This is a genomic window from Streptomyces sp. NPDC005722, from assembly GCF_040630935.1.
Lineage (GTDB): Bacteria > Actinomycetota > Actinomycetes > Streptomycetales > Streptomycetaceae > Actinacidiphila.
Genome location: NZ_JBEXYN010000013.1, coordinates 153,996 through 178,251 on the forward strand (window position 1 = coordinate 153,996; position 24,256 = coordinate 178,251).

Annotated in this window: 19 protein-coding genes and 1 tRNA gene; 17 read left to right on the forward strand and 3 right to left on the reverse strand. The window is 68.7% G+C overall.

Features of this window, described 5'->3' with window-relative positions:
* Window positions 1-96: 96 nt before the first annotated feature.
* Window positions 97-579 (reverse strand): winged helix-turn-helix transcriptional regulator, encoded by a 483-nt coding sequence (locus ABZ479_RS17765; protein WP_499606430.1) that lies wholly within the window; start codon window positions 577-579, stop codon window positions 97-99.
* Window positions 580-708: 129 nt separating this feature from the next.
* Between ABZ479_RS17765 and ABZ479_RS17770 the strand changes: the two genes are divergently transcribed.
* Window positions 709-1,878, forward strand: coding sequence for a thiolase family protein (locus ABZ479_RS17770; RefSeq protein WP_500462459.1), 1,170 nt, complete (start codon window positions 709-711; stop codon window positions 1,876-1,878).
* Between the two features lie 58 nt (window positions 1,879-1,936).
* Window positions 1,937-2,992 (forward strand): UDP-N-acetylmuramate dehydrogenase, encoded by a 1,056-nt coding sequence (locus ABZ479_RS17775; protein ID WP_500462460.1) that lies wholly within the window; start codon window positions 1,937-1,939, stop codon window positions 2,990-2,992.
* Window positions 2,993-3,055: 63 nt separating this feature from the next.
* Here ABZ479_RS17775 and ABZ479_RS17780 read toward each other — a convergent pair whose 3' ends face one another.
* Both ABZ479_RS17780 and ABZ479_RS17785 read right to left on the reverse strand, forming a co-directional pair.
* Window positions 3,056-4,069: an adenosine deaminase gene (locus ABZ479_RS17780; protein WP_500462461.1), complete on the reverse strand. Its 1,014-nt coding sequence runs from the start codon at window positions 4,067-4,069 to the stop codon at window positions 3,056-3,058.
* A gap of 135 nt (window positions 4,070-4,204) precedes the next feature.
* Window positions 4,205-5,422 carry a pyridoxal phosphate-dependent aminotransferase gene (locus ABZ479_RS17785; protein WP_499606434.1) on the reverse strand — a complete coding sequence of 406 codons (1,218 nt, stop codon included), beginning with the start codon at window positions 5,420-5,422 and terminating at the stop codon, window positions 4,205-4,207.
* Window positions 5,423-5,636: 214 nt separating this feature from the next.
* On the opposite strand from ABZ479_RS17785, the gene ABZ479_RS17790 reads away from it, so the two are divergent.
* From ABZ479_RS17790 to tuf, 15 genes are all read left to right on the forward strand, one after another.
* Window positions 5,637-5,709 (forward strand) — tRNA-Trp (locus ABZ479_RS17790).
* A 62-nt stretch (window positions 5,710-5,771) separates the two neighbouring features.
* Window positions 5,772-6,071 (forward strand): preprotein translocase subunit SecE, encoded by a 300-nt coding sequence (gene secE / locus ABZ479_RS17795; protein WP_499606435.1) that lies wholly within the window; start codon window positions 5,772-5,774, stop codon window positions 6,069-6,071.
* Window positions 6,072-6,140: 69 nt separating this feature from the next.
* On the forward strand, window positions 6,141-6,980 hold the full coding sequence (gene nusG / locus ABZ479_RS17800; RefSeq protein WP_500462462.1) for a transcription termination/antitermination protein NusG: 840 nt from the start codon (window positions 6,141-6,143) through the stop codon (window positions 6,978-6,980).
* Between the two features lie 246 nt (window positions 6,981-7,226).
* Window positions 7,227-7,661, forward strand: a complete 435-nt coding sequence (rplK, locus tag ABZ479_RS17805; RefSeq protein WP_319135229.1) for a 50S ribosomal protein L11 — start codon at window positions 7,227-7,229, stop codon at window positions 7,659-7,661.
* Window positions 7,662-7,735: 74 nt separating this feature from the next.
* Window positions 7,736-8,461 (forward strand): 50S ribosomal protein L1, encoded by a 726-nt coding sequence (gene rplA / locus ABZ479_RS17810; RefSeq protein ID WP_499606437.1) that lies wholly within the window; start codon window positions 7,736-7,738, stop codon window positions 8,459-8,461.
* 162 nt (window positions 8,462-8,623) lie between these two features.
* Complete coding sequence (locus tag ABZ479_RS17815; protein ID WP_500462463.1) at window positions 8,624-9,577, forward strand: SCO4651 family lipoprotein; 954 nt, start codon at window positions 8,624-8,626, stop codon at window positions 9,575-9,577.
* 270 nt (window positions 9,578-9,847) lie between these two features.
* A complete protein-coding gene (gene rplJ, locus ABZ479_RS17820; protein ID WP_089226434.1) occupies window positions 9,848-10,402 on the forward strand; it encodes a 50S ribosomal protein L10 in 555 nt (184 codons plus the stop codon).
* A gap of 81 nt (window positions 10,403-10,483) precedes the next feature.
* Window positions 10,484-10,873, forward strand: coding sequence for a 50S ribosomal protein L7/L12 (rplL, locus tag ABZ479_RS17825; RefSeq protein ID WP_500462464.1), 390 nt, complete (start codon window positions 10,484-10,486; stop codon window positions 10,871-10,873).
* Window positions 10,874-11,439: 566 nt separating this feature from the next.
* Complete coding sequence (gene rpoB, locus ABZ479_RS17830; RefSeq protein WP_499606440.1) at window positions 11,440-14,928, forward strand: DNA-directed RNA polymerase subunit beta; 3,489 nt, start codon at window positions 11,440-11,442, stop codon at window positions 14,926-14,928.
* A 98-nt stretch (window positions 14,929-15,026) separates the two neighbouring features.
* Complete coding sequence (locus ABZ479_RS17835) at window positions 15,027-18,926, forward strand: DNA-directed RNA polymerase subunit beta' (RefSeq protein WP_499606441.1); 3,900 nt, start codon at window positions 15,027-15,029, stop codon at window positions 18,924-18,926.
* A gap of 183 nt (window positions 18,927-19,109) precedes the next feature.
* Entirely contained in the window at window positions 19,110-19,541 is a 432-nt protein-coding gene (locus tag ABZ479_RS17840) for a DUF1707 and DUF4190 domain-containing protein (protein WP_499606442.1), read from the forward strand.
* A gap of 299 nt (window positions 19,542-19,840) precedes the next feature.
* Window positions 19,841-20,212 (forward strand): 30S ribosomal protein S12, encoded by a 372-nt coding sequence (rpsL, locus tag ABZ479_RS17845; RefSeq protein ID WP_014144289.1) that lies wholly within the window; start codon window positions 19,841-19,843, stop codon window positions 20,210-20,212.
* Window positions 20,213-20,214: 2 nt separating this feature from the next.
* Window positions 20,215-20,685, forward strand: coding sequence for a 30S ribosomal protein S7 (rpsG, locus tag ABZ479_RS17850; RefSeq protein ID WP_018558864.1), 471 nt, complete (start codon window positions 20,215-20,217; stop codon window positions 20,683-20,685).
* Window positions 20,686-20,727: 42 nt separating this feature from the next.
* Window positions 20,728-22,857, forward strand: a complete 2,130-nt coding sequence (gene fusA / locus ABZ479_RS17855) for an elongation factor G (RefSeq protein ID WP_500462465.1) — start codon at window positions 20,728-20,730, stop codon at window positions 22,855-22,857.
* A 160-nt stretch (window positions 22,858-23,017) separates the two neighbouring features.
* Complete coding sequence (gene tuf / locus ABZ479_RS17860) at window positions 23,018-24,211, forward strand: elongation factor Tu (RefSeq protein WP_319135252.1); 1,194 nt, start codon at window positions 23,018-23,020, stop codon at window positions 24,209-24,211.
* The last annotated feature ends 45 nt before the right edge of the window (window positions 24,212-24,256 follow it).

Sequence of the window (24,256 nt, forward strand, 5' to 3'; positions counted from 1 at the left end):
GTGCACCGCCCGGGGGTGGGTGCGTCACCTCGGCGCACCCGCCCTGCCGGCCGCCAGCCTTACGGGTCGCCCGCCGCACGGGCCGCCCGTCCCGATTCAGCCGGACGCCGCCGGCCCCGCGGTGGTCCAGCCCTCGCTGCGGATGTCGAGGGCGAGGTCGCGGTCGTGGAGTTCCTCCCCGCACGTGCGGCAGTGCTCGACCGCGTCCAGGGGGTGGTCGTCCCGGTGCCGGAGGACGACCGGCGGCTCGTCCACCGCCCACTTGTCGCCCCACGCCACCAGCGCCCGGATGACCGGCGCGAGGTCGCGCCCCGCCTCCGTCAGGTGGTACTCGTACCGCGGCGGCCGCTCGCTGTAGGCCCGCCGTTCGACGATGCCGGCCTCCTCCAGGGCGCGCAGCCGGGCGGTGAGGCGGTCGCGCGGGGCACCGGTGTTGCGGGCGACGGCGTCGAAGCGCCGGTTGCCGTAGAGGATCTCCCGGACCGCGAGCAGCGCCCACTTCTCGCCGACGACGTGCAGGGCCGCGGCGGCGGAGCAGGGGCGTCCCGGCAGCGGGGGCACAGGTGTGGTCGGGCTCACCCGACCAGTCTCACACAGCGGGTTGTGATTCCAAACCCACTCGCCCTACCCTCGACCCCACCAGAGAGTTGGAAAATCAAACTAACTGGTGCCGCCGCGCACACCCCCCTCACAGGAGGCGAGAACGCCATGCGTGACGCCGTCGTCGTCGAAGCCGTCCGCACCCCCATCGGCAAGGGCAAGCCGGGTGGGGCGCTCGCCGGGACGCACCCGGTGGAGCTGCTCGCGCACACCCTGAAGGAGCTCGTCGGCCGTAGCGGGATCGACCCGGCGCTCATCGACGACGTCATCGGCGGCACCGTCGACCAGGTCGGCGAGCAGGCCATGAACACCACCCGCTGGGCCTGGCTCTCGGCGGGCCTCCCCGACTCCGTCCCGGCCACCACGGTCGACCGGCAGTGCGGTTCCTCCCAGCAGGCCGTGCACTTCGCCGCGCAGGGCGTCATCGCCGGCGCCTACGACGTCGTCGTGGCCTGCGGCGTGGAGTCGATGAGCCGGGTGCCCATGTGGTCCAACGTGCCGCCCGGCGCGGACCCGTTCGGCCCGGGCGTCGCCGAACGCTTCCCCGGCGGACTCGTGCCGCAGGGCATCAGCGCGGAGCTGATCGCCGCCAAGTGGTCGCTCAGCCGGGAGGCGATGGACGACTTCGCCGCCGAGTCGCACCGCAGGGCCGCCGCGGCGTGGTCGGCCGGCGCCTTCGACGCGGAGGTCGCGCCGCTCGCCGGGCTCACCACGGACGAGTCCGTCCGCCCCACGACCACCCCGGAGATCCTCGCCGGACTGCGCCCCGCCTTCGCCGACCCCGGCTACGCCGAGCGCTTCCCGCAGATCGACTGGTCGGTCACGGCCGGCAACAGCAGCCCGGTCAACGACGGCGCCTCCGCCGTGCTGATCACCAGCGGCGAGACCGCCGAACGCCTGGGCCTGCGCCCGCTCGCCCGGCTGCACAGCTTCGCGGTCACCGGCTCCGACCCCCTGCTGATGCTGACCGGCGTCGTCCCGGCCACCGAGCGCGTGTTGCGCCGCGCCGGGCTGGACCTGGCGGACATCGACCTGTTCGAGGTCAACGAGGCCTTCGCCAGCGTGGTCCTCGCCTGGCTCCAGGAGACCGGCGCCGACCCCGCCAAGGTCAACGTCAACGGCGGTGCCATCGCGCTCGGCCACCCGCTCGGGGCCAGCGGCACCCGGCTGATGACCACCCTCGTCCACGCCATGCGGGCCCGGGGCGCGCGCTACGCGCTGCAGACCATGTGCGAGGCGGGCGGGCTGGCCAACGCGACGGTCCTCGAGGCGCTGTGACCCGTACGGGACGGGCGGCGCCCCTGGCCGGGCCGGCCCGCCCCGTACCCTGAATGCCGTGCACGTACTCAACGACGCCCCGCTCGCGCCCCTGACCACCTTCCGCCTCGGCGGCCCCGCCACGCGCCTGGTGACGGCGACCACGGACGCCGAGGTCGTCGAGGCCGTACGGGAGGCGGACGCGGCCGGGACGCCGCTGCTGGTCATCGGCGGCGGCAGCAACCTGGTGATCGCCGACGAGGGCTTCGCCGGCACCGCGCTGCGCATCGCCACCCGCGGCTTCGAGCTGAACGGCACCGAGCTGGAGCTGGCGGCGGGCGAGGTGTGGACGGACGCCGTCGCCCGCACCGTCGAGGCGGGCCTGGCCGGCGTCGAGTGCCTGGCCGGCATCCCGGGCTCCGCCGGGGCCACGCCGATCCAGAACGTGGGCGCGTACGGCCAGGAGGTCGCCGGCACGATCAGCGAGGTGATCGCGTACGACCGGAGCACCGGCGAGACCGTCGTCCTGGACAACGCCGCGTGCGCCTTCTCCTACCGGCACAGCCGTTTCAAGGCCGACCCCGCCCGCTACGTCGTGCTGCGGGTGCGCTTCCGCCTGGAGGACGCCGACGGCATGTCCGGCCCGCTCAAGTACGCCGAGGTCGCCCGCGCCCTTGGTGCCGGCCCGGGCGACCGGGTGCCGCTGGACGCCGCCCGCGAGACGGTGCTCAAGCTGCGCTCGGGCAAGGGCATGGTGCTGGACCCCGAGGACCACGACACCTGGTCGGCGGGCTCCTTCTTCACCAACCCGGTCCTCACCGAGGCCGGTTGGGCGGACTTCCTGACCCGCGTCCAGGACCGGCTCGGCCCGGACGCCGCGCCCCCCGCCTACCCCGCGGGCGACGGCCGCACCAAGACCTCCGCCGCCTGGCTGATCGACAAGGCGGGCTTCACCAAGGGCTACGGCACCGGCCCCGCGCGGATCTCCACCAAGCACACCCTGGCCCTCACCAACCGGGGCGGGGCGACGACCGCCGACCTGCTCGCGCTTGCCCGCGAGGTCATCGGGGGCGTCCACGCGGCCTTCGGGATCACGCTGGTCAACGAGCCGGTGACGGTCGGCGTGAGCCTCTGATCCACCGGCCGCGGGTGCGCGACGGCGGCCCGGCCGCCGTCGCCCGCTCCGTCCCGGTCCCGATCAGCCGCCGAGCCAGTCGTCGATCCCCGCCAGGAGCTTGGTCCGCACGCCCTCGGGGGCCGCGGAGCCGCGTACCGACTGCCGGGCCAGCTCCGCCAGCTCCTCGTCCGTGAAGCCGTGGGCCTCCCGGGCGAGCGTGTACTGCGCGGCGAGCCGCGAACCGAACAGCAACGGGTCGTCGGCGCCCAGCGCCATCGGCACGCCGGCGTCGAAGAGGGTGCGCAGCGGCACCTGCTCGGGCCGGTCGTAGACGCCGAGGGCCACGTTGGACGACGGGCAGACCTCGCAGGTGACCCCGCGCTCGGCGAGCCGGGCCATCAGCCGCGGGTCCTCGGCCGCCCGCACGCCGTGCCCGACCCGGCCGGCGTGCAGGTCGTCCAGGCAGTCGCGGACGCTGCCCGCGCCCGCCAGCTCACCGCCGTGCGGCGCCGCCAGCAGGCCGCCCTCCCGGGCGATGGCGAACGCCCGGTCGAAGTCCCGGGCCAGGCCACGGCGTTCGTCGTTGGAGAGCCCGAAGCCGACCACCCCGTGGTCGGTGTAGCGCACCGCGAGGCGGGCCAGCGTACGGGCCTCCAGCGGGTGCTTGGTGCGGTTGGCGGCGACGAGGACGGCCATGCCCACGCCCGTCTCCCGGGAGGCGGTCTCCACCGCGTCCAGGATGATCTCCATGGCCGGGATCAGGCCGCCCAGGCGGGGTGCGTACGAGGTGGGGTCGACCTGTATCTCCAGCCACCCCGACCCGTCGCGGGCGTCCTCCTCGGCGGCCTCGCGGACCAGACGCCGGATGTCGTCGGGGGAGCGGAGCACGGAACGCGCGATGTCGTACAGGCGCTGGAAGCGGAACCAGCCGCGCTCGTCGGTCGCGCGCAGACTGGGCGGCTCGCCCGAGGTCAGCGCCTCGGGGAGGTGCACACCGTACTTGTCGGCGAGCTCCAGCAGGGTCGCGGGCCGCATCGAGCCGGTGAAGTGCAGGTGGAGGTGCGCCTTGGGGAGGAGGGATACATCGCGTGCCATCCACAGATCCTGCCGCACCGGTGGGGGGTGCCGGTACCGCTTTCGGCCGCTTTCCCCGAACGAGGGCTTGCCCGCACACACACGCGGGCCCCTGACCGGCAGGTCAGGGGCCCGCGGGACGGGTTGCGCCCGGGCTCAGGCCTTGGCCTCGCCCAGCAGCTTCTGCATCCGGGAGACGCCCTCGACGAGGTCCTCGTCACCGAGGGCGTACGACAGGCGCAGGTAACCGGGGGTCCCGAAGGCCTCGCCAGGGACGACGGCGACCTCGGCCTCCTCCAGGATCAGCTCGGCGAGCTCCACGGAGCTCTGCGGCCGCTTGCCGCGGATCTCTTTGCCGAGCAGCGCCTTGACCGACGGGTACGCGTAGAACGCGCCCTCCGGCTCGGGGCAGACGACACCGGGGATCTCGTTGAGCATCCGCACGACGGTCTGGCGGCGCCGGTCGAAGGCCTTCCGCATCTCGGCGACGGCCACCAGGTCACCGGAGACGGCGGCCAGCGCGGCGACCTGCGCGACGTTGCTCACATTGGAGGTGGCGTGCGACTGGAGGTTGGTGGCCGCCTTGACGACGTCCTTGGGGCCGATGATCCACCCCACGCGCCAGCCGGTCATGGCGTAGGTCTTGGCGACGCCGTTGACCACGACGCACTTGTCGCGCAGCTCGGGGAAGAGCGCCGGCAGCGAGACCGCGGCGGCGTCCCCGTAGACCAGGTGCTCGTAGATCTCGTCCGTCAGCACCCACAGGCCGTTGTCGACGGCCCAGCGGCCGATCGCCTCGGTCTCGGCCTCGGTGTAGACGGCGCCGGTCGGGTTGGACGGCGACACGAAGAGCACGACCTTGGTCTTCTCCGTGCGGGCGGCCTCCAGCTGCTCGACGGAGACCCGGTAGCCGGTGGTCTCGTCGGCGACCACCTCCACCGGGACACCGCCGGCCAGCCGGATCGACTCGGGGTAGGTCGTCCAGTACGGCGCCGGGACGATGACCTCGTCACCCGGGTCGAGGATGGCGGCGAAGGCCTCGTAGATGGCCTGCTTGCCGCCGTTGGTGACCAGGATCTGGGAGGCGTCGACCTCGTAGCCGGAGTCGCGCAGCGTCTTGGCGGCGATCGCGGCCTTCAGCTCCGGCAGGCCGCCGGCCGGCGTGTAGCGGTGGAACTTCGGATTGCGGCACGCCTCCACGGCCGCCTCGACGATGTAGTCGGGCGTCGGGAAGTCGGGCTCGCCGGCTCCGAAGCCGATGACCGGTCGCCCGGCGGCCTTGAGGGCCTTGGCCTTCGCGTCCACGGCGAGCGTCGCGGACTCGGAGATCGACCCGATGCGGGCCGACACGCGTCGTTCAGTTGCAGCGGTCATGCCTGCATCGTCGCAGACCCGGCGGCACCGGAGCACACGAGTTCACGTTCCGGGCAGAACCGCGCGCAACCGCTCCGAACCGCGCCCGGACACGCGACGCATTCGACGCCCGGCCCGCGAACACGTACACTCATCCGTCGATGGCCCCCGCGAGCTGATCTTGGCTGCGCACATCGTGCAGCCGCTCGGATGCGGTACGTTGGGGGGCACTCAAAGGGTCGTAGCTCAATTGGTAGAGCACTGGTCTCCAAAACCAGCGGTTGGGGGTTCGAGTCCCTCCGGCCCTGCTACAAGCAGGCAGACGCTTTGAGGATTGTTTCGGAAACGACCCGGATTCAGGTGAGGACGAGTGACGGAAGCCCTGGGCTCCACCGCGACGCCTGAAAGTGGTCGTCCCGACAGTGAATCCGCGGACGCCACCTCCAAGAAGCCCCGCCGCGGCGGCAAGCGCGGCAAGAAGGGGCCCCTCGCGCGCCTCGCGCTCTTCTACCGCCAGATCGTCGCGGAGCTCCGCAAGGTCGTCTGGCCCACGCGCAGCGAGCTCATGACGTACACCAGCGTGGTGATTGTCTTCGTTGTGGTCATCATCGCGCTCGTTACCGTGATTGACTGGGGATTCAACAAGGGCGTCTCGTACGTCTTCGGGTGATTCCTCCCGCGGAGGGCGCCCGCGGCGCCCGACCGCCTGTTCCACATCGTGAAGGAAGAAGCAGCGACCGTGTCTGACCCGAACCTGTACGACGCCGACGAGACCGTCGAGGGCGACGACACCGCGCTCGACATCGTCGAGGCAGCCGACGGCGACATCGACCAGGCGGAGGCTGCAGACGAGGCCGCCGGCGAGCCCGCCGAGCAGGCTGCCGTCCAGGTCGTCGACGAGGACGAGGTGGACGAGGCCGACGAGGCGACAGGTGAGGAAGCGGCGGAGGAGCAGGCCCCGGTGGACCCGGTCGCCGCGTTCCGCGAGGAGCTGCGCGTCCTCCCCGGCGAGTGGTATGTGATCCACACCTACGCCGGTTACGAGAACCGCGTGAAGTCCAACCTGGAGCAGCGCGCCGTCTCGCTGAACGTCGAGGACTACATCTACCAGGCCGAAGTGCCCCAGGAAGAGGTCGTCCAGATCAAGAACGGCGACCGCCGCACCGTCCGTCAGAACAAGCTGCCCGGCTACGTGCTGGTGCGCATGGACCTGACGAACGAGTCCTGGGGCGTCGTCCGCAACACCCCCGGCGTCACCGGCTTCGTCGGCAACGCCTACGACCCGTACCCGCTGACGCTGGACGAGGTCACCAAGATGCTGGCCCCGGAGGTCGAGGAGCAGGCCGCCGCCGCTGCCGAGGGCGGCGAGGGCGGTGCCGTACCGAAGCGCAAGGTCGAGGTCCAGGTGCTGGACTTCGAGGTCGGCGACTCGGTCACGGTCACCGACGGCCCGTTCGCGACGCTGCAGGCCACGATCAACGAGATCAACCCGGACTCGAAGAAGGTCAAGGGCCTCGTGGAGATCTTCGGCCGCGAGACGCCGGTCGAGCTCAGCTTCGACCAGATCCAGAAGAACTAGCAGGTCCCGAACCACCGAAGCGCCCCCGCCCGCGGTCACCCGCCGGGACGGGGGCTCTTCCGTGTCCGGCGACGGCCGGCGGGCCGCCGTCCGGAGCCCGGGAAATGCCCGTGGCGGGGGTCCCGCGCGGTGCGGGAGGGGTTGTCTGACCTGCCCGGTTTCAGGGCGCGGCGCGATACCCGCTATCGTGGTGCGGTATGCCTGCTCGCAGGCAGGAAAACTCTCACTAGGACCCGGAGAGAGCACATGCCTCCCAAGAAGAAGAAGGTCACGGGGCTTATCAAGCTCCAGATCAACGCTGGTGCGGCCAACCCGGCCCCGCCGGTGGGCCCGGCGCTGGGCCAGCACGGCGTGAACATCATGGAGTTCTGCAAGGCCTACAACGCGGCCACCGAGTCGCAGCGTGGCTGGGTGATCCCGGTGGAGATCACGGTCTACGAGGACCGCTCCTTCACCTTCATCACCAAGACCCCGCCGGCCTCCCGCATGATCCTCAAGGCCGCGGGTGTGGAGAAGGGCTCCGGCGAGCCGCACAAGACCAAGGTCGCGAAGCTTACGCGCGACCAGGTCCGCGAGATCGCCACGACCAAGCTGCCCGACCTCAACGCGAACGACCTGGACGCCGCCGAGAAGATCATCGCCGGCACCGCGCGTTCCATGGGCATCACGGTCGAGGGCTGACCACTCCACCAGCAGTGCCGTGGTAGGACCTGCTCGGTCCGCACCACGACTCCTCAAGACACACAGGAGCAGTAGTGAGCAAGCGCAGCAAGTCCCTCCGGGCTGCGGACGCCAAGATCGACCGGGAGCGTCTGTACGCGCCCCTCGAGGCCGTCCGTCTGGCCAAGGACACCTCCACCAGCAAGTTCGACGGCACCGTCGAGGTTGCCTTCCGTCTGGGCGTCGACCCGCGCAAGGCCGACCAGATGGTCCGTGGCACCGTGAACCTTCCGCACGGCACCGGTAAGACCGCCCGGGTCCTGGTCTTCGCGACCGGTGACCGTGCCGAGGCCGCGCGTGCCGCGGGCGCCGACATCGTCGGCGCCGACGAGCTGATCGACGAGGTCGCGAAGGGCCGTCTGGACTTCGACGCCGTCGTCGCCACCCCGGACCTCATGGGCAAGGTCGGCCGCCTCGGCCGCGTCCTCGGCCCCCGTGGTCTGATGCCGAACCCGAAGACCGGCACCGTCACCCCCGACGTGGCCAAGGCCGTCACGGAGATCAAGGGCGGCAAGATCGAGTTCCGCGTCGACAAGCACTCGAACCTGCACTTCATCATCGGCAAGACCTCGTTCGGTGAGCAGCAGCTGGTCGAGAACTACGGCGCCGCCCTGGACGAGATCCTGCGTCTGAAGCCGTCCGCCGCCAAGGGTCGGTACATCAAGAAGGCCGCCATCAGCACCACGATGGGCCCCGGCATCCCGCTCGACCCGAACCGCACCCGCAACCTCCTCGTCGAGGAGGACCCGGCCGCCGTCTGACCGGGTCGGGCCGCCAGGCCCGTGCAGCTGTGAAGCCGGCCCCGCGCCTCTCCGGAGGTGCGGGGCCGGTTTTTTCGTACGACTGTGTCGGCGCGGTGCGTTAACGTGACGAGCGGTTCCACCGGGACCAGTGGACGACGGACGGCATGGGGTGGGGTTTTCATGAGCTTGTCGGCAGCGAAGCGTGTGGGCGTCGGTCTGGCGGCCGTGGCCGTCGTGGTCGGGCTCGCGGGCTGCGACGACGACGGCGGCAGCAGCAAGAAGCGCAAGAAGGCCGACGCGCCCCAAGAGGCCGTCCAGACGCAGGGGGACATCACCGAGGCCATCCAGGCCGCCTTCCGCAAGACCTCGGAGGCCAAGTCCGCCAAGGTCCGTATGACGATCACCGTGCCGGCCGGCGCCCAGGGCGGCGGCACCGTGCGCATCGCCGGCGTGCAGGGATGGGATCCGGCGGTCATGGACGTCACCATGGACGGCGCCGCCCTGACGGCCGCGGACCCGGACGCCCCCTCCCGGATCCGGATGATCATGCTGGACCAGGCCATGTACATGGACATGGGGGAGAAGTCCGCCGCCGAGATGGGCGGCAAGCGCTGGATGAAGCTGGACCTGAAGGCCGCGGCCGAGGTCAGCGGCAGCAAGGAGCTGCAGCAGAAGATGACCGGCGGCCTGGACAGCGCGAATCAGGACCCGGCCGAGCAGCTCGCCCTGCTGCTCCAGTCGCCCAGCCTCAAGCACGTCGGCTCGGAGAAGGTCGGCGGCGTCGAGGCGGACCACTACAAGGGCACGCTGACCTTCGAGGAGATGGTGGACGCCAACACGTCGTCCGACGTCCTCTCCGCGAAGGAGCGCGAGGCCCTGATCGCCAACCTCAAGAAGGCGGGCGTCAAGGGCTACGACACCGAGGTCTGGGTCAACCGGGACCACTACCCGGTGAAGATGGTCGTGGGGACGAAGACGCCCGAGGGCACGGTCCGCATGAGTGCCTCCTACTCCGACTACGGCGCCGCGGTGAACGTCCAGGCGCCTCCGGCGAAGGACACGGTCGACCTCTTCGGGATGCTGGCGGACATGAAGGCGTCCGGACTGGACGGGGGTACCGGCCTGGGCGGCTGACCTGCCCCGGTAACGGATTTGCCTGGCGCGGAGCCGTTCGCGTACCCTTCTGCTGAAGCCAAAGACCGCTGGTTGTTGGCGCGCCCGCGAGGGCGCGGCAGCCGAAGGATCCGCTGATGCGGACGGCCCGCGCAGGTGACAGTGGATGTACTCCCGGAATCGCATCGTGGTTCCGGTCGAGTAACGCCCCGTGCGCCTGCGCCGGGGCGTTTGTTTTTGCCCGGCCCCTTCCCGTGCGGTCCGAATCACCCGGAAGGAGGCCGAGGCTCTATGGCGAGGCCCGACAAGGCCGGTTCGGTCGCAGAGCTGACGGACAAGTTCCGCAGCTCCAACGCCGCCGTGCTGACCGAGTACCGCGGTCTCACCGTGGCGCAGCTCAAGACGCTGCGCCGTTCGCTCGGTGAGAACGCCCAGTACGCCGTGGTGAAGAACACGCTGACCAAGATCGCGGCCAACGAGGCCGGGATCACCGCCCTGGACGACCTGTTCGCGGGTCCGACGGCGGTCGCCTTCGTCACCGGTGACCCGGTGGAGTCGGCGAAGGGTCTCCGTGACTTCGCCAAGGAGAACCCGAACCTCATCATCAAGGGCGGCGTGCTTGACGGCAAGCCGCTGTCCGCCGATGAGATCAAGAAGCTCGCGGACCTCGAGTCCCGCGAGGTGCTGCTCGCCAAGCTGGCGGGTGCCATGAAGGCCAAGCAGGGCCAGGCCGCTGCTGTCTTCCAGGCCCTGCCGTCGAAGCTCGTCCGCACCGTGGAAGCGCTGCGCGCGAAGGCCGAGCAGGGCGGTGCCGGTACGCCGGCTCCCGCCGAGGACGCGGAGTAACCACTCCCGTGCTCTAGCGGGCCCGTACGCCCGCCGACATGTACATCCGGCACCCGCCGAATTAGTGGAAGGACCGCCATCATGGCGAAGCTCAGCCAGGACGACCTGCTCGCGCAGTTCGAGGAGATGACCCTCATCGAGCTCTCCGAGTTCGTGAAGGCCTTCGAGGAGAAGTTCGACGTCACCGCCGCCGCCCCGGTCGCCGTCGCCGCCGCCGGTGGTGCCGCTGGTGGCGCCGCCGCCGAGGCCGTCGAGGAGCAGGACGAGTTCGACGTCATCCTCACCGGCGCCGGCGAGAAGAAGATCCAGGTCATCAAGGTCGTGCGCGAGCTGACCTCCCTGGGTCTGAAGGAGGCCAAGGACCTCGTCGACGGCACCCCGAAGCCGGTCCTCGAGAAGGTCAACAAGGAGGCCGCGGAGAAGGCCGCCGAGTCCCTCAAGGCCGCGGGCGCGTCCGTCGAGGTCAAGTGATCCCTGCCCCTTCCGGGGGGCTGATCAGCCGCGGGGCGGCCACCCATTCGGGTGGCCGCCCTCGGTCGTTTGCGTGGTGCGTCACCCGCTCCGGCGACAGGCCCGGGTAGGGTGATCATCACCGCTCCGGGACCGTCGGCTTCCTTCAGCTGTGACGATCTCCGCGGGGCGGAGCCCTTGACGAACCGCACGTGGCGCGCGATTCTCAGGACGCGTCGTCACATCGGCCATGGACCGAGGCATGGATCGAGGGCGATGCGGGAATGCCTCACCTGGCAAGCGCGAATGAGGGCATGACGGCTCACAACAAGGGGATCCCACGGACCCCTCCGGAGGACGAGATTGGTGCAGCACCGGTCTCCGAAACTCTGCACTGGACATCAGTGTGCCAAGTGGCTACACTGACCCTTTGCGCTGCCTGTTAGCTGCCGCCTGGCCCGTCACCAGGGGCAAGCCCAAGCCTGAGCACACATGAGGAACCGTCCTGACCAGGGCATCCTTGTCTGCGCCCGGGGGCGGAAGCCGGTACGCGCGTAGTGAGTCCGAGCCCTCGGAAGGACCCCCTCTTGGCCGCCTCGCGCAACGCCTCGACTGCCAATACGAACAACGGCGCAAGCACCGCCCCGCTGCGCATCTCTTTCGCGAAGATCAAGGAGCCGCTCGAGGTCCCGAACCTCCTCGCGCTGCAGACCGAGAGCTTTGACTGGCTTCTCGGCAACGCCGCCTGGAAGGCTCGCGTCGAGGCGGCCCTGGACAGTGGTCAGGACGTCCCCACCAAGTCCGGTCTGGAGGAGATCTTCGAGGAGATCTCGCCGATCGAGGACTTCTCCGGGTCGATGTCGCTGACCTTCCGCGACCACCGTTTCGAGCCTCCGAAGAACTCGATCGACGAGTGCAAGGAGCGCGACTTCACGTATGCCGCGCCGCTCTTCGTCACGGCCGAGTTCACCAACAACGAGACCGGCGAGATCAAGTCCCAGACGGTCTTCATGGGCGACTTCCCGCTCATGACCAACAAGGGCACCTTCGTCATCAACGGCACCGAGCGTGTCGTGGTGTCCCAGCTGGTGCGCTCGCCGGGTGTCTACTTCGACAGCCAGATCGACAAGACGTCCGACAAGGACATCTACTCCGCCAAGGTCATCCCCTCGCGTGGTGCCTGGCTGGAGATGGAGATCGACAAGCGCGACATGGTCGGTGTCCGCATCGACCGCAAGCGCAAGCAGTCCGTCACCGTCCTCCTGAAGGCGCTCGGCTGGACCACCGAGCAGATCCTCGAGGAGTTCGGCGAGTACGAGTCGATGCGCGCCACCCTGGAGAAGGACCACACCCAGGGCCAGGACGACGCGCTGCTCGACATCTACCGCAAGCTGCGTCCGGGCGAGCCGCCGACCCGTGAGGCCGCGCAGACGCTGCTGGAGAACCTCTACTTCAACCCCAAGCGCTACGACCTGGCCAAGGTCGGCCGCTACAAGATCAACAAGAAGCTGGGTGCCGACGCGCCGCTGGACGCCGGTGTGCTGACCGTCGAGGACGTCATCTCGGCGATCAAGTACCTGGTCAAGCTGCACGCGGGCGAGACCGAGACCACCGGCGACAACGGTTCCTCCGTGGTCGTCGAGGTCGACGACATCGACCACTTCGGCAACCGTCGTCTGCGCAACGTCGGCGAGCTCATCCAGAACCAGGTCCGCACGGGTCTGGCCCGCATGGAGCGCGTCGTCCGCGAGCGGATGACCACCCAGGACGTCGAGGCGATCACGCCGCAGACCCTGATCAACATCCGGCCGGTCGTCGCCTCCATCAAGGAGTTCTTCGGCACCAGCCAGCTGTCCCAGTTCATGGACCAGACGAACCCGCTGTCGGGCCTGACCCACAAGCGCCGTCTGTCCGCGCTGGGCCCCGGTGGTCTGTCCCGTGAGCGGGCCGGCTTCGAGGTCCGTGACGTGCACCCGTCCCACTACGGACGCATGTGCCCGATCGAGACCCCCGAAGGCCCGAACATCGGTCTGATCGGCTCGCTGGCCTCCTACGGCCGGGTCAACGCGTTCGGTTTCGTGGAGACCCCGTACCGCAAGGTCGACGAGAACGGTGTCGTCACCGACGAGGTCAACTTCCTCACGGCCGACGAGGAGGACCGCTACGTCATCGCCCAGGCGAACGCCCCGCTGACGGACGACGACCACTTCGCGGAGTCCCGCGTCCTGGTGCGCCGCCGTGGTGGCGAGATCGACTACGTCCCCGGCGAGGACGTGGACTACATGGACGTCTCGCCGCGCCAGATGGTGTCGGTCGCGACCGCCATGATCCCGTTCCTCGAGCACGACGACGCCAACCGCGCGCTCATGGGATCGAACATGATGCGCCAGGCCGTGCCGCTGCTCAAGGCGCAGGCCCCGCTGGTCGGCACCGGCATGGAGTACCGCTGTGCGGTCGACGCCGGTGACGTCATCAAGGCCGACAAGGACGGTGTGGTCCAGGAGGTCTCCGCGGACTACGTCACCGTCGCCAACGACGACGGCACGTACAACACCTACCGGGTGGCCAAGTTCTCCCGCTCGAACCAGGGCACGTCCTTCAACCAGAAGGTCGTCGTGGACGAGGGCGCCCGCGTGATCGCCGGCCAGGTGCTCGCCGACGGCCCGTCCACCGAGCGCGGTGAGATGGCGCTCGGCAAGAACCTCCTGGTGGCGTTCATGCCGTGGGAGGGTCACAACTACGAGGACGCGATCATCCTCAGCCAGCGCCTGGTGCAGGACGACGTCCTCTCCTCGATCCACATCGAGGAGCACGAGGTCGACGCCCGTGACACCAAGCTCGGCCCCGAGGAGATCACCCGGGACATCCCGAACGTCTCCGAGGAGGTCCTGGCCGACCTCGACGAGCGCGGCATCATCCGCATCGGTGCCGAGGTCGTCGCCGGCGACATCCTGGTGGGCAAGGTCACCCCGAAGGGCGAGACCGAGCTGACCCCGGAGGAGCGCCTGCTGCGCGCGATCTTCGGCGAGAAGGCCCGTGAGGTCCGTGACACCTCGCTGAAGGTGCCGCACGGCGAGACCGGCAAGGTCATCGGCGTGCGCGTCTTCGACCGCGAGGAGGGCGACGAGCTGCCGCCGGGCGTGAACCAGCTGGTCCGCGTCTACGTGGCGCAGAAGCGCAAGATCACCGATGGTGACAAGCTCGCCGGCCGTCACGGCAACAAGGGCGTCATCTCCAAGATCCTGCCGATCGAGGACATGCCGTTCCTGGAGGACGGCACCCCGGTCGACATCATCCTCAACCCGCTGGGCGTCCCGTCCCGGATGAACCCGGGACAGGTCCTGGAGATCCACCTCGGCTGGCTCGCCGCGCAGGGCTGGGACGTCTCCGGCCTCGGCGACGAGTGGGCGCGCCGCCTGGCGGCCATCGGCGCCGACCAGGTCGCTCCCGGCACCAACGTCGCCACCCCGGTGTTCGACGGTGCCCGCGAGGACGAGATCGCCGGTCTCTTCGAGGCCACGATCCCGAACCGCGACGGCCGGCGCATGGTGCTGCCCTCCGGCAAGGCCCGGCTCTTCGACGGCCGCTCCGGCGAGCCGTTCCCGGACCCGATCTCGGTCGGCTACATGTACATCCTCAAGCTGCACCACCTGGTGGACGACAAGCTGCACGCCCGCTCCACCGGTCCGTACTCGATGATCACCCAGCAGCCGCTGGGTGGTAAGGCGCAGTTCGGTGGTCAGCGCTTCGGTGAGATGGAGGTGTGGGCCCTTGAGGCGTACGGTGCGGCCTACGCGCTGCAGGAACTCCTCACCATCAAGTCCGACGACGTCCTGGGCCGCGTGAAGGTCTACGAGGCCATCGTCAAGGGCGAGAACATCCCCGAGCCGGGCATTCCCGAGTCCTTCAAGGTGCTCATCAAGGAAATGCAGTCGCTCTGCCTCAACGTGGAGGTGCTGTCCTCGGACGGCATGTCCATCGAGATGCGCGACACGGACGAGGACGTCTTCCGCGCGGCGGAGGAGCTCGGAATCGACCTGTCCCGGCGCGAGCCGAGCAGCGTCGAAGAGGTCTGACGGGCCGGCCGGGGAGCCGCCAGTGAGCGGCTCCCCGCCTCCCCCGGACCGTTCAGACATGTTTGACTTTCGACCCCGAAAGAGGGATTGACGACAAAGTGCTCGACGTCAACTTCTTCGACGAGCTGCGGATCGGCCTTGCGACCGCGGACGACATCCGACAGTGGTCCCACGGCGAGGTCAAGAAGCCTGAGACCATCAACTACCGCACCCTGAAGCCCGAGAAGGACGGACTCTTCTGCGAGAAGATCTTCGGCCCCACCCGGGACTGGGAGTGCTACTGCGGCAAGTACAAGCGTGTCCGCTTCAAGGGCATCATCTGCGAGCGCTGCGGCGTCGAGGTCACTCGCGCCAAGGTGCGTCGTGAGCGGATGGGCCACATCGAGCTGGCCGCTCCCGTGACCCACATCTGGTACTTCAAGGGCGTTCCGTCGCGGCTGGGCTACCTGCTCGACCTCGCCCCGAAGGACCTCGAGAAGGTCATCTACTTCGCCGCCTACATGATCACGTGGGTGGACGACGAGCGGCGCACGCGCGACCTGTCCTCGCTGGAGGCCCAGGTCTCCGTCGAGCGCCAGCAGATCGAGCAGCGCCGTGACGCGGACATCGAGTCCCGGCAGAAGAAGCTCGAGGCCGACCTCGGCGAGCTGGAGGCCGAGGGCGCCAAGTCCGACGTGCGCCGCAAGGTGCGCGAGGGCGCCGAGCGTGAGATGAAGCAGCTGCGCGACCGTGCCCAGCGCGAGCTGGACCGGCTCGACGAGGTGTGGTCCCGCTTCAAGAACCTCAAGGTCCAGGACCTGGAGGGTGACGAGCTGCTCTACCGCGAGCTGCGGGAGCGCTTCGGCACCTACTTCCAGGGTTCGATGGGTGCCGCGGCGCTGCAGAAGCGCCTGGAGTCCTTCGACCTGGACGAGGAGGCCGCCAAGCTCCGCGAGATCATCCGTACCGGCAAGGGCCAGAAGAAGACCCGTGCGCTCAAGCGCCTCAAGGTCGTCTCCGCCTTCCTGCAGACCACCAACAAGCCCCAGGGCATGGTGCTGGACTGCGTCCCGGTGATCCCGCCGGACCTGCGTCCGATGGTGCAGCTGGACGGTGGCCGCTTCGCGACCTCCGACCTGAACGACCTGTACCGCCGCGTCATCAACCGCAACAACCGCCTCAAGCGCCTCCTCGACCTCGGTGCCCCCGAGATCATCGTGAACAACGAGAAGCGCATGCTCCAGGAGGCCGTGGACGCGCTCTTCGACAACGGCCGTCGTGGTCGCCCGGTCACGGGCCCCGGCAACCGTCCGCTGAAGTCGCTGTCCGACATGCTCAAGGGCAAGCAGGGCCGGTTCCGTCAGAACCTGCTCGGCAAGCGCGTCGACTACTCGGCCCGTTCGGTCATCGTCGTCGGCCCGCAGCTCAAGCTGCACCAGTGCGGTCTGCCCAAGGCCATGGCGCTGGAGCTCTTCAAGCCGTTCGTGATGAAGCGCCTGGTGGACCTGAACCACGCGCAGAACATCAAGTCGGCCAAGCGCATGGTCGAGCGCGGCCGCACGGTCGTGTACGACGTGCTCGAAGAGGTCATCGCCGAGCACCCGGTGCTGCTGAACCGTGCGCCGACCCTGCACCGCCTGGGCATCCAGGCCTTCGAGCCGCAGCTGGTCGAGGGCAAGGCCATCCAGATCCACCCGCTCGTCTGCACCGCGTTCAACGCGGACTTCGACGGCGACCAGATGGCCGTGCACCTGCCGCTGTCCGCGGAGGCGCAGGCCGAGGCCCGCATCCTGATGCTGTCCTCGAACAACATCCTCAAGCCCGCCGACGGCCGTCCGGTGACGATGCCGACGCAGGACATGGTCCTGGGTCTGTTCTTCCTCACCACGGACGCGGAGGAGCGCGAGCTCCGGGGCGAGGGCCGGGCGTTCGGCTCGACCGCCGAGGCGATCATGGCCTTCGACGCGCGCGAGCTCTCGCTGCAGTCGAGGATCGACATCCGGTTCCCGATCGGGACCGTCCCGCCGCGTGGCTGGACCCCGCCGGCGGACGTCGAGGGCGAGGAGCCCTGGCAGCTCGGTGACTCCTTCCGGCTGAACACGACCCTGGGCCGTGCGCTCTTCAACGAGCTGCTGCCCGAGGACTACCCGTTCGTGGACTACCCGGTCGGCAAGAAGCAGCTCTCCGAGATCGTCAACGACCTCGCCGAGCGCTACCCGAAGGTCATCGTGGCGGCGACGCTCGACAACCTGAAGGCGTCCGGCTTCCACTGGGCGACCCGTTCCGGTGTCACCGTGGCCATCTCCGACGTCGTCGTGCCCGAGGCCAAGAAGGCCATCATCGCGGGCTACGAGGCACAGGACGAGAAGGTCCAGAAGCAGTACGAGCGCGGTCTGATCACCAAGGACGAGCGCACGCAGGAGCTGATCGCGATCTGGACCAAGGCGACCAACGAGGTCGCCGAGGCGATGAACGCGAACTTCCCGAAGACCAACCCGATCTTCATGATGGTCGACTCGGGCGCCCGCGGAAACATGATGCAGATGCGTCAGATCGCGGGTATGCGTGGCCTGGTGTCCAACGCGAAGAACGAGACCATCCCGCGGCCCATCAAGGCGTCGTTCCGTGAGGGTCTCACCGTGCTGGAGTACTTCATCTCCACCCACGGTGCCCGTAAGGGTCTCGCGGACACCGCCCTGCGTACCGCCGACTCCGGTTACCTGACGCGTCGTCTGGTCGACGTCTCCCAGGACGTCATCATCCGCGAGGAGGACTGCGGCACCGAGCGCGGCCTCAAGCTGGCGATCGCCGAGCGTGCCGAGGACGGTTCGCTGCGCAAGACGGAGGACGTCGAGACCAGCGTGTACGCGCGCTGCCTCGCGGAGGACGTCGTGGTCGACGGCAAGGTGCTGGCCACGGCCGGCACCGACCTGGGCGACGTGCTCATCGAGCAGCTCATCCACAACGGCGTCGAGGAGGTCAAGACCCGCTCGGTCCTGACCTGCGAGTCCGCGGTGGGCACCTGCGCGATGTGCTACGGCCGTTCGCTCGCGACCGGCAAGCTGGTGGACATCGGCGAGGCGGTCGGCATCATCGCCGCCCAGTCCATCGGTGAGCCCGGCACCCAGCTGACGATGCGTACCTTCCACACCGGTGGTGTGGCCGGTGACGACATCACCCAGGGTCTGCCGCGTGTCGTCGAGCTCTTCGAGGCGCGTACCCCCAAGGGTGTCGCCCCGATCTCGGAGGCGGCCGGCCGCATCCGGATCGAGGAGACCGAGAAGACCAAGAAGATCGTCATCACCCCGGACGACGGTGCCGAGGAGATCGCCTACCCGATCTCCAAGCGTGCCCGTCTGATGGTCGGCGAGGGCGACCACGTCGAGGTCGGCGAGAAGCTGACCGTGGGTGCCACCAACCCGCACGACGTGCTGCGCATCCTGGGTCAGCGGGCCGTCCAGGTCCACCTGGTCGGGGAAGTCCAGAAGGTCTACAACTCGCAGGGCGTGTCGATCCACGACAAGCACATCGAGATCATCATCCGGCAGATGCTCCGCCGGGTGACGATCATCGAGTCCGGCGACGCGGAGCTGCTGCCGGGCGAGCTGGTCGAGCGCGGCCGCTTCGAGACCGAGAACCGTCGGGTCGTGGCGGAGGGTGGCCACCCGGCCTCCGGCCGTCCGCAGCTGATGGGTATCACCAAGGCCTCGCTGGCCACCGAGTCCTGGCTGTCGGCCGCCTCCTTCCAGGAGACGACCAGGGTCCTGACGGACGCGGCGATCCACGCCAAGTCCGACTCCCTGCTGGGCCTCAAGGAGAACGTCATCATCGGCAAGCTCATCCCGGCCGGTACGGGTCTGTCCCGCTACCGCAACATCCGGGTCGAGCCCACCGAGGAGGCCAAGGCCGCGATGTACTCGGCCGTCGGCTACGACGACATCGACTACAGCCCGTTCGGCACCGGCTCCGGCCAGGCCGTCCCGCTGGAGGACTACGACTACGGCCCGTACAACGGCTGAGTCGTCCGCTCGAAGCCGCTGGGCGGTCATCCCTTCGGGGGTGGCCGCCCAGCGGCTTTCCGCCTTCCCTGAAGGGCTTGTGGGGCCCTGCGGGGCGGTCCGGCCGGGGGGAGGGGCGGCACGGTCCGGCCGACCGTGCGACGGGACACCCTCGGAACGTGGTTTTCCGGGCATAATGGAGCGATGCGGGCTGCCAACGATGATCGTGAGCGTACGGTGGACGTGCTCAAGGTGGCGTTCGCCGAAGGCCGGTTGACCCAGCCGGAGTTCGAGGACCGGGTCGGGCTGGCCTACCAGGCGGTGACCTTCCAGGAGCTGTACGGACTCACCGCGGACATCCCGCGTCCCCGCCGGCTGCCCACGCCGCCGCCGCCCGTCAACGCCAAGGCGGTCGCCTCGCTGGTCTGCGGCGCGGTGGGGATGTTCGGGCTGCTGGTCCCGGGGATACCGGCCGTGGTGCTGGGGCACATGGCGCGGCGGGAGATCCGGCGCACGGGTGAGCGGGGCGACGCGCTCGCGGTGTGCGGTCTGGTGATGGGATACCTTCTGACCGCGTTCACGGTCGCGATCACCGCGATCGTCGTTATGGTGGTAGTGGCGGTCAGTCACGGCTGAGTGCGTTCACGCGAGCCCCGCAGGGGCCCGGCGGGAGGGTGCGGCATCGGCCGAGACCATATGTTTTGACCGAAGGCTGAGCGCTGGGTACGCTCTGACCTTGTGCCTGGGGTGTGCCCGGGTTCTCGTGCGTGCACTTGTCCGTACGGGACACCGAGGCCGATACGCCGACAAATACGCATTTTCGCTTCGACGGAAATCGTATGAGGTGCGCGACACACCCGACCGCGTGGGTCGGCGTGAGCCGCTGAAACCCCAGGTTAGAAGTATCGAGTCGGCACACAGAAACCGGAGAAACGGTGCCTACGATCCAGCAGCTGGTCCGAAAGGGCCGGCAGGACAAGGTCGAGAAGAACAAGACGCCCGCGCTGAAGGGCTCGCCCCAGCGCCGCGGCGTCTGCACGCGCGTCTACACGACCACCCCGAAGAAGCCGAACTCTGCCCTGCGTAAGGTCGCTCGTGTGCGACTGACCAGCGGCATCGAGGTCACCGCTTACATCCCGGGTGAGGGTCACAACCTGCAGGAGCACTCCATCGTGCTCGTGCGTGGTGGCCGTGTGAAGGACCTGCCGGGTGTTCGCTACAAGATCATCCGCGGCTCGCTCGACACCCAGGGTGTCAAGAACCGCAAGCAGGCCCGCAGCCGCTACGGCGCCAAGAAGGAGAAGTAAGAATGCCTCGTAAGGGCCCCGCCCCGAAGCGCCCGGTCATCATCGACCCGGTCTACGGTTCTCCTCTGGTGACGTCGCTCGTCAACAAGATCCTGCTGCACGGCAAGCGCTCCACCGCCGAGCGCATCGTGTACGGCGCCCTCGAGGGCCTGCGCGAGAAGACCGGGCAGGACCCGGTCATCACGCTCAAGCGCGCCCTGGAGAACGTCAAGCCCTCCCTGGAGGTCAAGTCCCGCCGTGTCGGTGGCGCGACCTACCAGGTGCCGATCGAGGTCCGCCCCGGCCGCGCCAACACCCTGGCGCTGCGCTGGCTGGTGGGTTACTCCCGCGCCCGCCGCGAGAAGACCATGACCGAGCGTCTGATGAACGAGCTGATGGACGCCAGCAACGGTCTGGGCGCCGCGGTCAAGCGTCGCGAGGACACCCACAAGATGGCCGAGTCCAACAAGGCCTTCGCGCACTACCGCTGGTAGTCCGCGCCCCCATCGAGAGAACCGAGAGAAGACTGAAGCCTTATGGCTACCACTTCACTTGACCTGGCCAGGGTCCGCAACATCGGGATCATGGCCCACATCGACGCGGGCAAGACGACGACCACCGAGCGGATCCTGTTCTACACCGGTGTCTCGTACAAGATCGGCGAAGTCCACGACGGCGCTGCCACCATGGACTGGATGGAGCAGGAGCAGGAGCGCGGCATCACGATCACGTCGGCCGCGACGACCTGCCACTGGCCGCTGGAGAACGTCGACCACACCATCAACATCATCGACACCCCGGGTCACGTCGACTTCACCGTCGAGGTGGAGCGTTCGCTGCGCGTGCTCGACGGTGCCGTGACGGTGTTCGACGGTGTCGCCGGTGTCGAGCCGCAGTCCGAGACCGTCTGGCGTCAGGCGGACCGCTACGGTGTGCCGCGCATCTGCTTCGTCAACAAGCTCGACCGCACCGGCGCCGAGTTCCACCGCTGCGTCGACATGATCGTGGACCGCCTCGGTGCGGTTCCGCTGGTCATGCAGCTGCCGATCGGTGCCGAGGCCGACTTCAAGGGCGTGGTCGACCTCGTCCAGATGAAGGCCCTCGTGTGGTCCGCCGAGGCCACCAAGGGCGAGATGTACGACATCGTCGACATCCCGGAGACCCACACCGAGGCCGCCGACGAGTGGCGCGGCAAGCTGCTCGAGGCCGTCGCGGAGAACGACGAAGAGATGATGGAGCTGTACCTGGAGGGCACCGAGCCCAGCCAGGAGCAGCTGATCGCGGCCATCCGCCGCATCACCCTCGCCTCCAAGGGCGGCGCGGGCTCCGTCACCGTCACCCCGGTGTTCTGCGGCACCGCGTTCAAGAACAAGGGCGTCCAGCCCCTGCTCGACGCGGTCGTGCGCTACCTGCCGTCGCCGCTGGACGTCGAGGCCATCGAGGGCCACGCCGTCGGCGACGCCGAGCAGATCATCAAGCGCAAGCCGTCGGACGACGAGCCCTTCTCCGGCCTCGCGTTCAAGATCATGAGCGACCCGCACCTCGGCAAGCTCACCTTCGTCCGGGTGTACTCGGGCCGCCTGGAGTCCGGCAGTTCCGTGCTGAACTCCGTCAAGGGCAAGAAGGAGCGCATCGGCAAGATCTACCGCATGCACGCGAACAAGCGTGAGGAGATCGAGTCGGTGGGCGCCGGCGACATCGTCGCCGTCATGGGCCTGAAGCAGACCACCACCGGTGAGACGCTGTCCGACGACAAGAACCCGGTGATCCTGGAGTCCATGGACTTCCCGGCGCCGGTCATCCAGGTCGCGATCGAGCCCAAGTCCAAGGGCGACCAGGAGAAGCTGGGTGTCGCCATCCAGCGTCTCTCGGAGGAGGACCCCTCCTTCCAGGTCCACTCGGACGAGGAGACCGGCCAGACGATCATCGGCGGCATGGGCGAACTGCACCTCGAGGTGCTGGTCGACCGCATGAAGCGCGAGTTCAAGGTCGAGGCGAACGTGGGCAAGCCCCAGGTCGCCTACCGCGAGACCATCCGCAAGGCGGTCGAGCGGATCGACTACACGCACAAGAAGCAGACCGGCGGTACCGGCCAGTTCGCGAAGGTGCAGATCGCGCTGGAGCCGCTGGAGGGCGGAGACGCCTCCTACGAGTTCGTCAACAAGGTCACCGGTGGCCGCATCCCCCGCGAGTACATCCCGTCGGTGGACTCCGGTGCCCAGGAGGCCATGAAGTTCGGCATCCTGGCCGGCTACGAGATGGTCGGCGTCCGCGTCACCCTTCTCGACGGTGGCTACCACGAGGTCGACTCCTCCGAGCTGGCGTTCAAGATCGCCGGTTCGCAGGCCTTCAAGGAGGGCGCCCGCAAGGCGAGCCCCGTCCTCCTCGAGCCGATGATGGCCGTCGAGGTCACCACGCCCGAGGAGTCCATGGGCGACGTCATCGGCGACCTCAACTCCCGCCGTGGCCAGATCCAGGCCATGGAGGAGCGCAGTGGCGCCCGGGTCGTCAAGGGCCTGGTGCCGCTGTCGGAGATGTTCGGCTACGTCGGCGACCTCCGCAGCAAGACGTCGGGTCGCGCGAGCTACTCGATGCAGTTCGACTCCTACGCCGAGGTTCCCAAGAACGTCGCCGAGGAGATCATCGCGAAGGCCAAGGGCGAGTAACCCAGCAGTTGTTCCCGCACTAGGCTTGACCGGGAGGCTTGGGGGCATTCCGCCGCGAACCGCAAGGGGAGCGTCGGATGCCCCGGCCGCCCGTAACCCAGCAAAGATCACCCTGGCGCCGATGAAGTAAGGCGTACAGCAACTCCACAGGAGGACCCCAGTGGCGAAGGCGAAGTTCGAGCGGACTAAGCCGCACGTCAACATCGGCACCATCGGTCACATCGACCACGGTAAGACGACCCTCACGGCCGCCATTACCAAGGTGCTGCACGACGCGTACCCGGACCTGAACGAGGCCTCGGCCTTCGACCAGATCGACAAGGCTCCCGAGGAGCGCCAGCGCGGTATCACCATCTCCATCGCGCACGTCGAGTACCAGACCGAGGCGCGCCACTACGCCCACGTCGACTGCCCCGGTCACGCGGACTACATCAAGAACATGATCACCGGTGCCGCGCAGATGGACGGCGCCATCCTCGTGGTCGCCGCCACCGACGGCCCGATGCCGCAGACCAAGGAGCACGTGCTCCTGGCCCGCCAGGTCGGCGTTCCGTACATCGTCGTCGCCCTGAACAAGGCCGACATGGTGGACGACGAGGAGATCCTGGAGCTCGTCGAGCTCGAGGTCCGTGAGCTGCTCTCCGAGTACGAGTTCCCGGGCGACGACCTGCCGGTCGTCCGCGTCTCCGCGCTGAAGGCGCTGGAGGGCGACAAGGAGTGGGGCGAGAAGCTCCTCGGCCTGATGAAGGCCGTGGACGAGGCCGTTCCCACCCCGGAGCGCGACGTCGACAAGCCGTTCCTGATGCCGATCGAGGACGTCTTCACGATCACCGGTCGTGGCACCGTCGTCACCGGTCGTATCGAGCGCGGCATCCTCAAGGTCAACGAGACCGTCGACATCATCGGCATCAAGACCGAGAAGACCACCACCACGGTCACCGGCATCGAGATGTTCCGCAAGCTGCTCGACGAGGGCCAGGCCGGTGAGAACGTCGGTCTGCTGCTCCGCGGCATCAAGCGCGAGGACGTCGAGCGCGGCCAGGTCATCATCAAGCCGGGTTCGGTCACGCCGCACACCGACTTCGAGGCCCAGGCCTACATCCTGTCGAAGGACGAGGGTGGTCGTCACACCCCGTTCTTCAACAACTACCGCCCGCAGTTCTACTTCCGTACCACGGACGTGACCGGCGTCGTGACCCTCCCCGAGGGCACCGAGATGGTCATGCCGGGCGACAACACCGCCATGACGGTCGCGCTGATCCAGCCGATCGCCATGGAGGAGGGCCTCAAGTTCGCCATCCGCGAGGGTGGCCGGACCGTCGGCGCCGGCCAGGTCACCAAGATCCTCAAGTAAGGATCCCGGCGATCTGCCGCTTGCCGTAGGCGAGCCGTACGAGGG

Bases quoted from the DNA above. Each gene is read 5' to 3' on its own strand.
- rplL (WP_500462464.1), top strand. From the start codon at position 10,484: ATGGCGAAGCTCAGCCAGGACGACCTGCTCGCGCAGTTCGAGGAGATG.
- rplJ (WP_089226434.1), top strand. From the start codon at position 9,848: ATGGCGAGGCCCGACAAGGCCGGTTCGGTCGCAGAGCTGACGGACAAG.
- ABZ479_RS17770 (WP_500462459.1), top strand. From the start codon at position 709: ATGCGTGACGCCGTCGTCGTCGAAGCCGTCCGCACCCCCATCGGCAAG.
- rpsG (WP_018558864.1), top strand. From the start codon at position 20,215: ATGCCTCGTAAGGGCCCCGCCCCGAAGCGCCCGGTCATCATCGACCCG.
- fusA (WP_500462465.1), top strand. From the start codon at position 20,728: ATGGCTACCACTTCACTTGACCTGGCCAGGGTCCGCAACATCGGGATC.
- rplK (WP_319135229.1), top strand. From the start codon at position 7,227: ATGCCTCCCAAGAAGAAGAAGGTCACGGGGCTTATCAAGCTCCAGATC.
- ABZ479_RS17785 (WP_499606434.1), bottom strand. From the start codon at position 5,422: ATGACCGCTGCAACTGAACGACGCGTGTCGGCCCGCATCGGGTCGATC.
- ABZ479_RS17780 (WP_500462461.1), bottom strand. From the start codon at position 4,069: ATGGCACGCGATGTATCCCTCCTCCCCAAGGCGCACCTCCACCTGCAC.
- ABZ479_RS17840 (WP_499606442.1), top strand. From the start codon at position 19,110: ATGCGGGCTGCCAACGATGATCGTGAGCGTACGGTGGACGTGCTCAAG.
- ABZ479_RS17815 (WP_500462463.1), top strand. From the start codon at position 8,624: ATGAGCTTGTCGGCAGCGAAGCGTGTGGGCGTCGGTCTGGCGGCCGTG.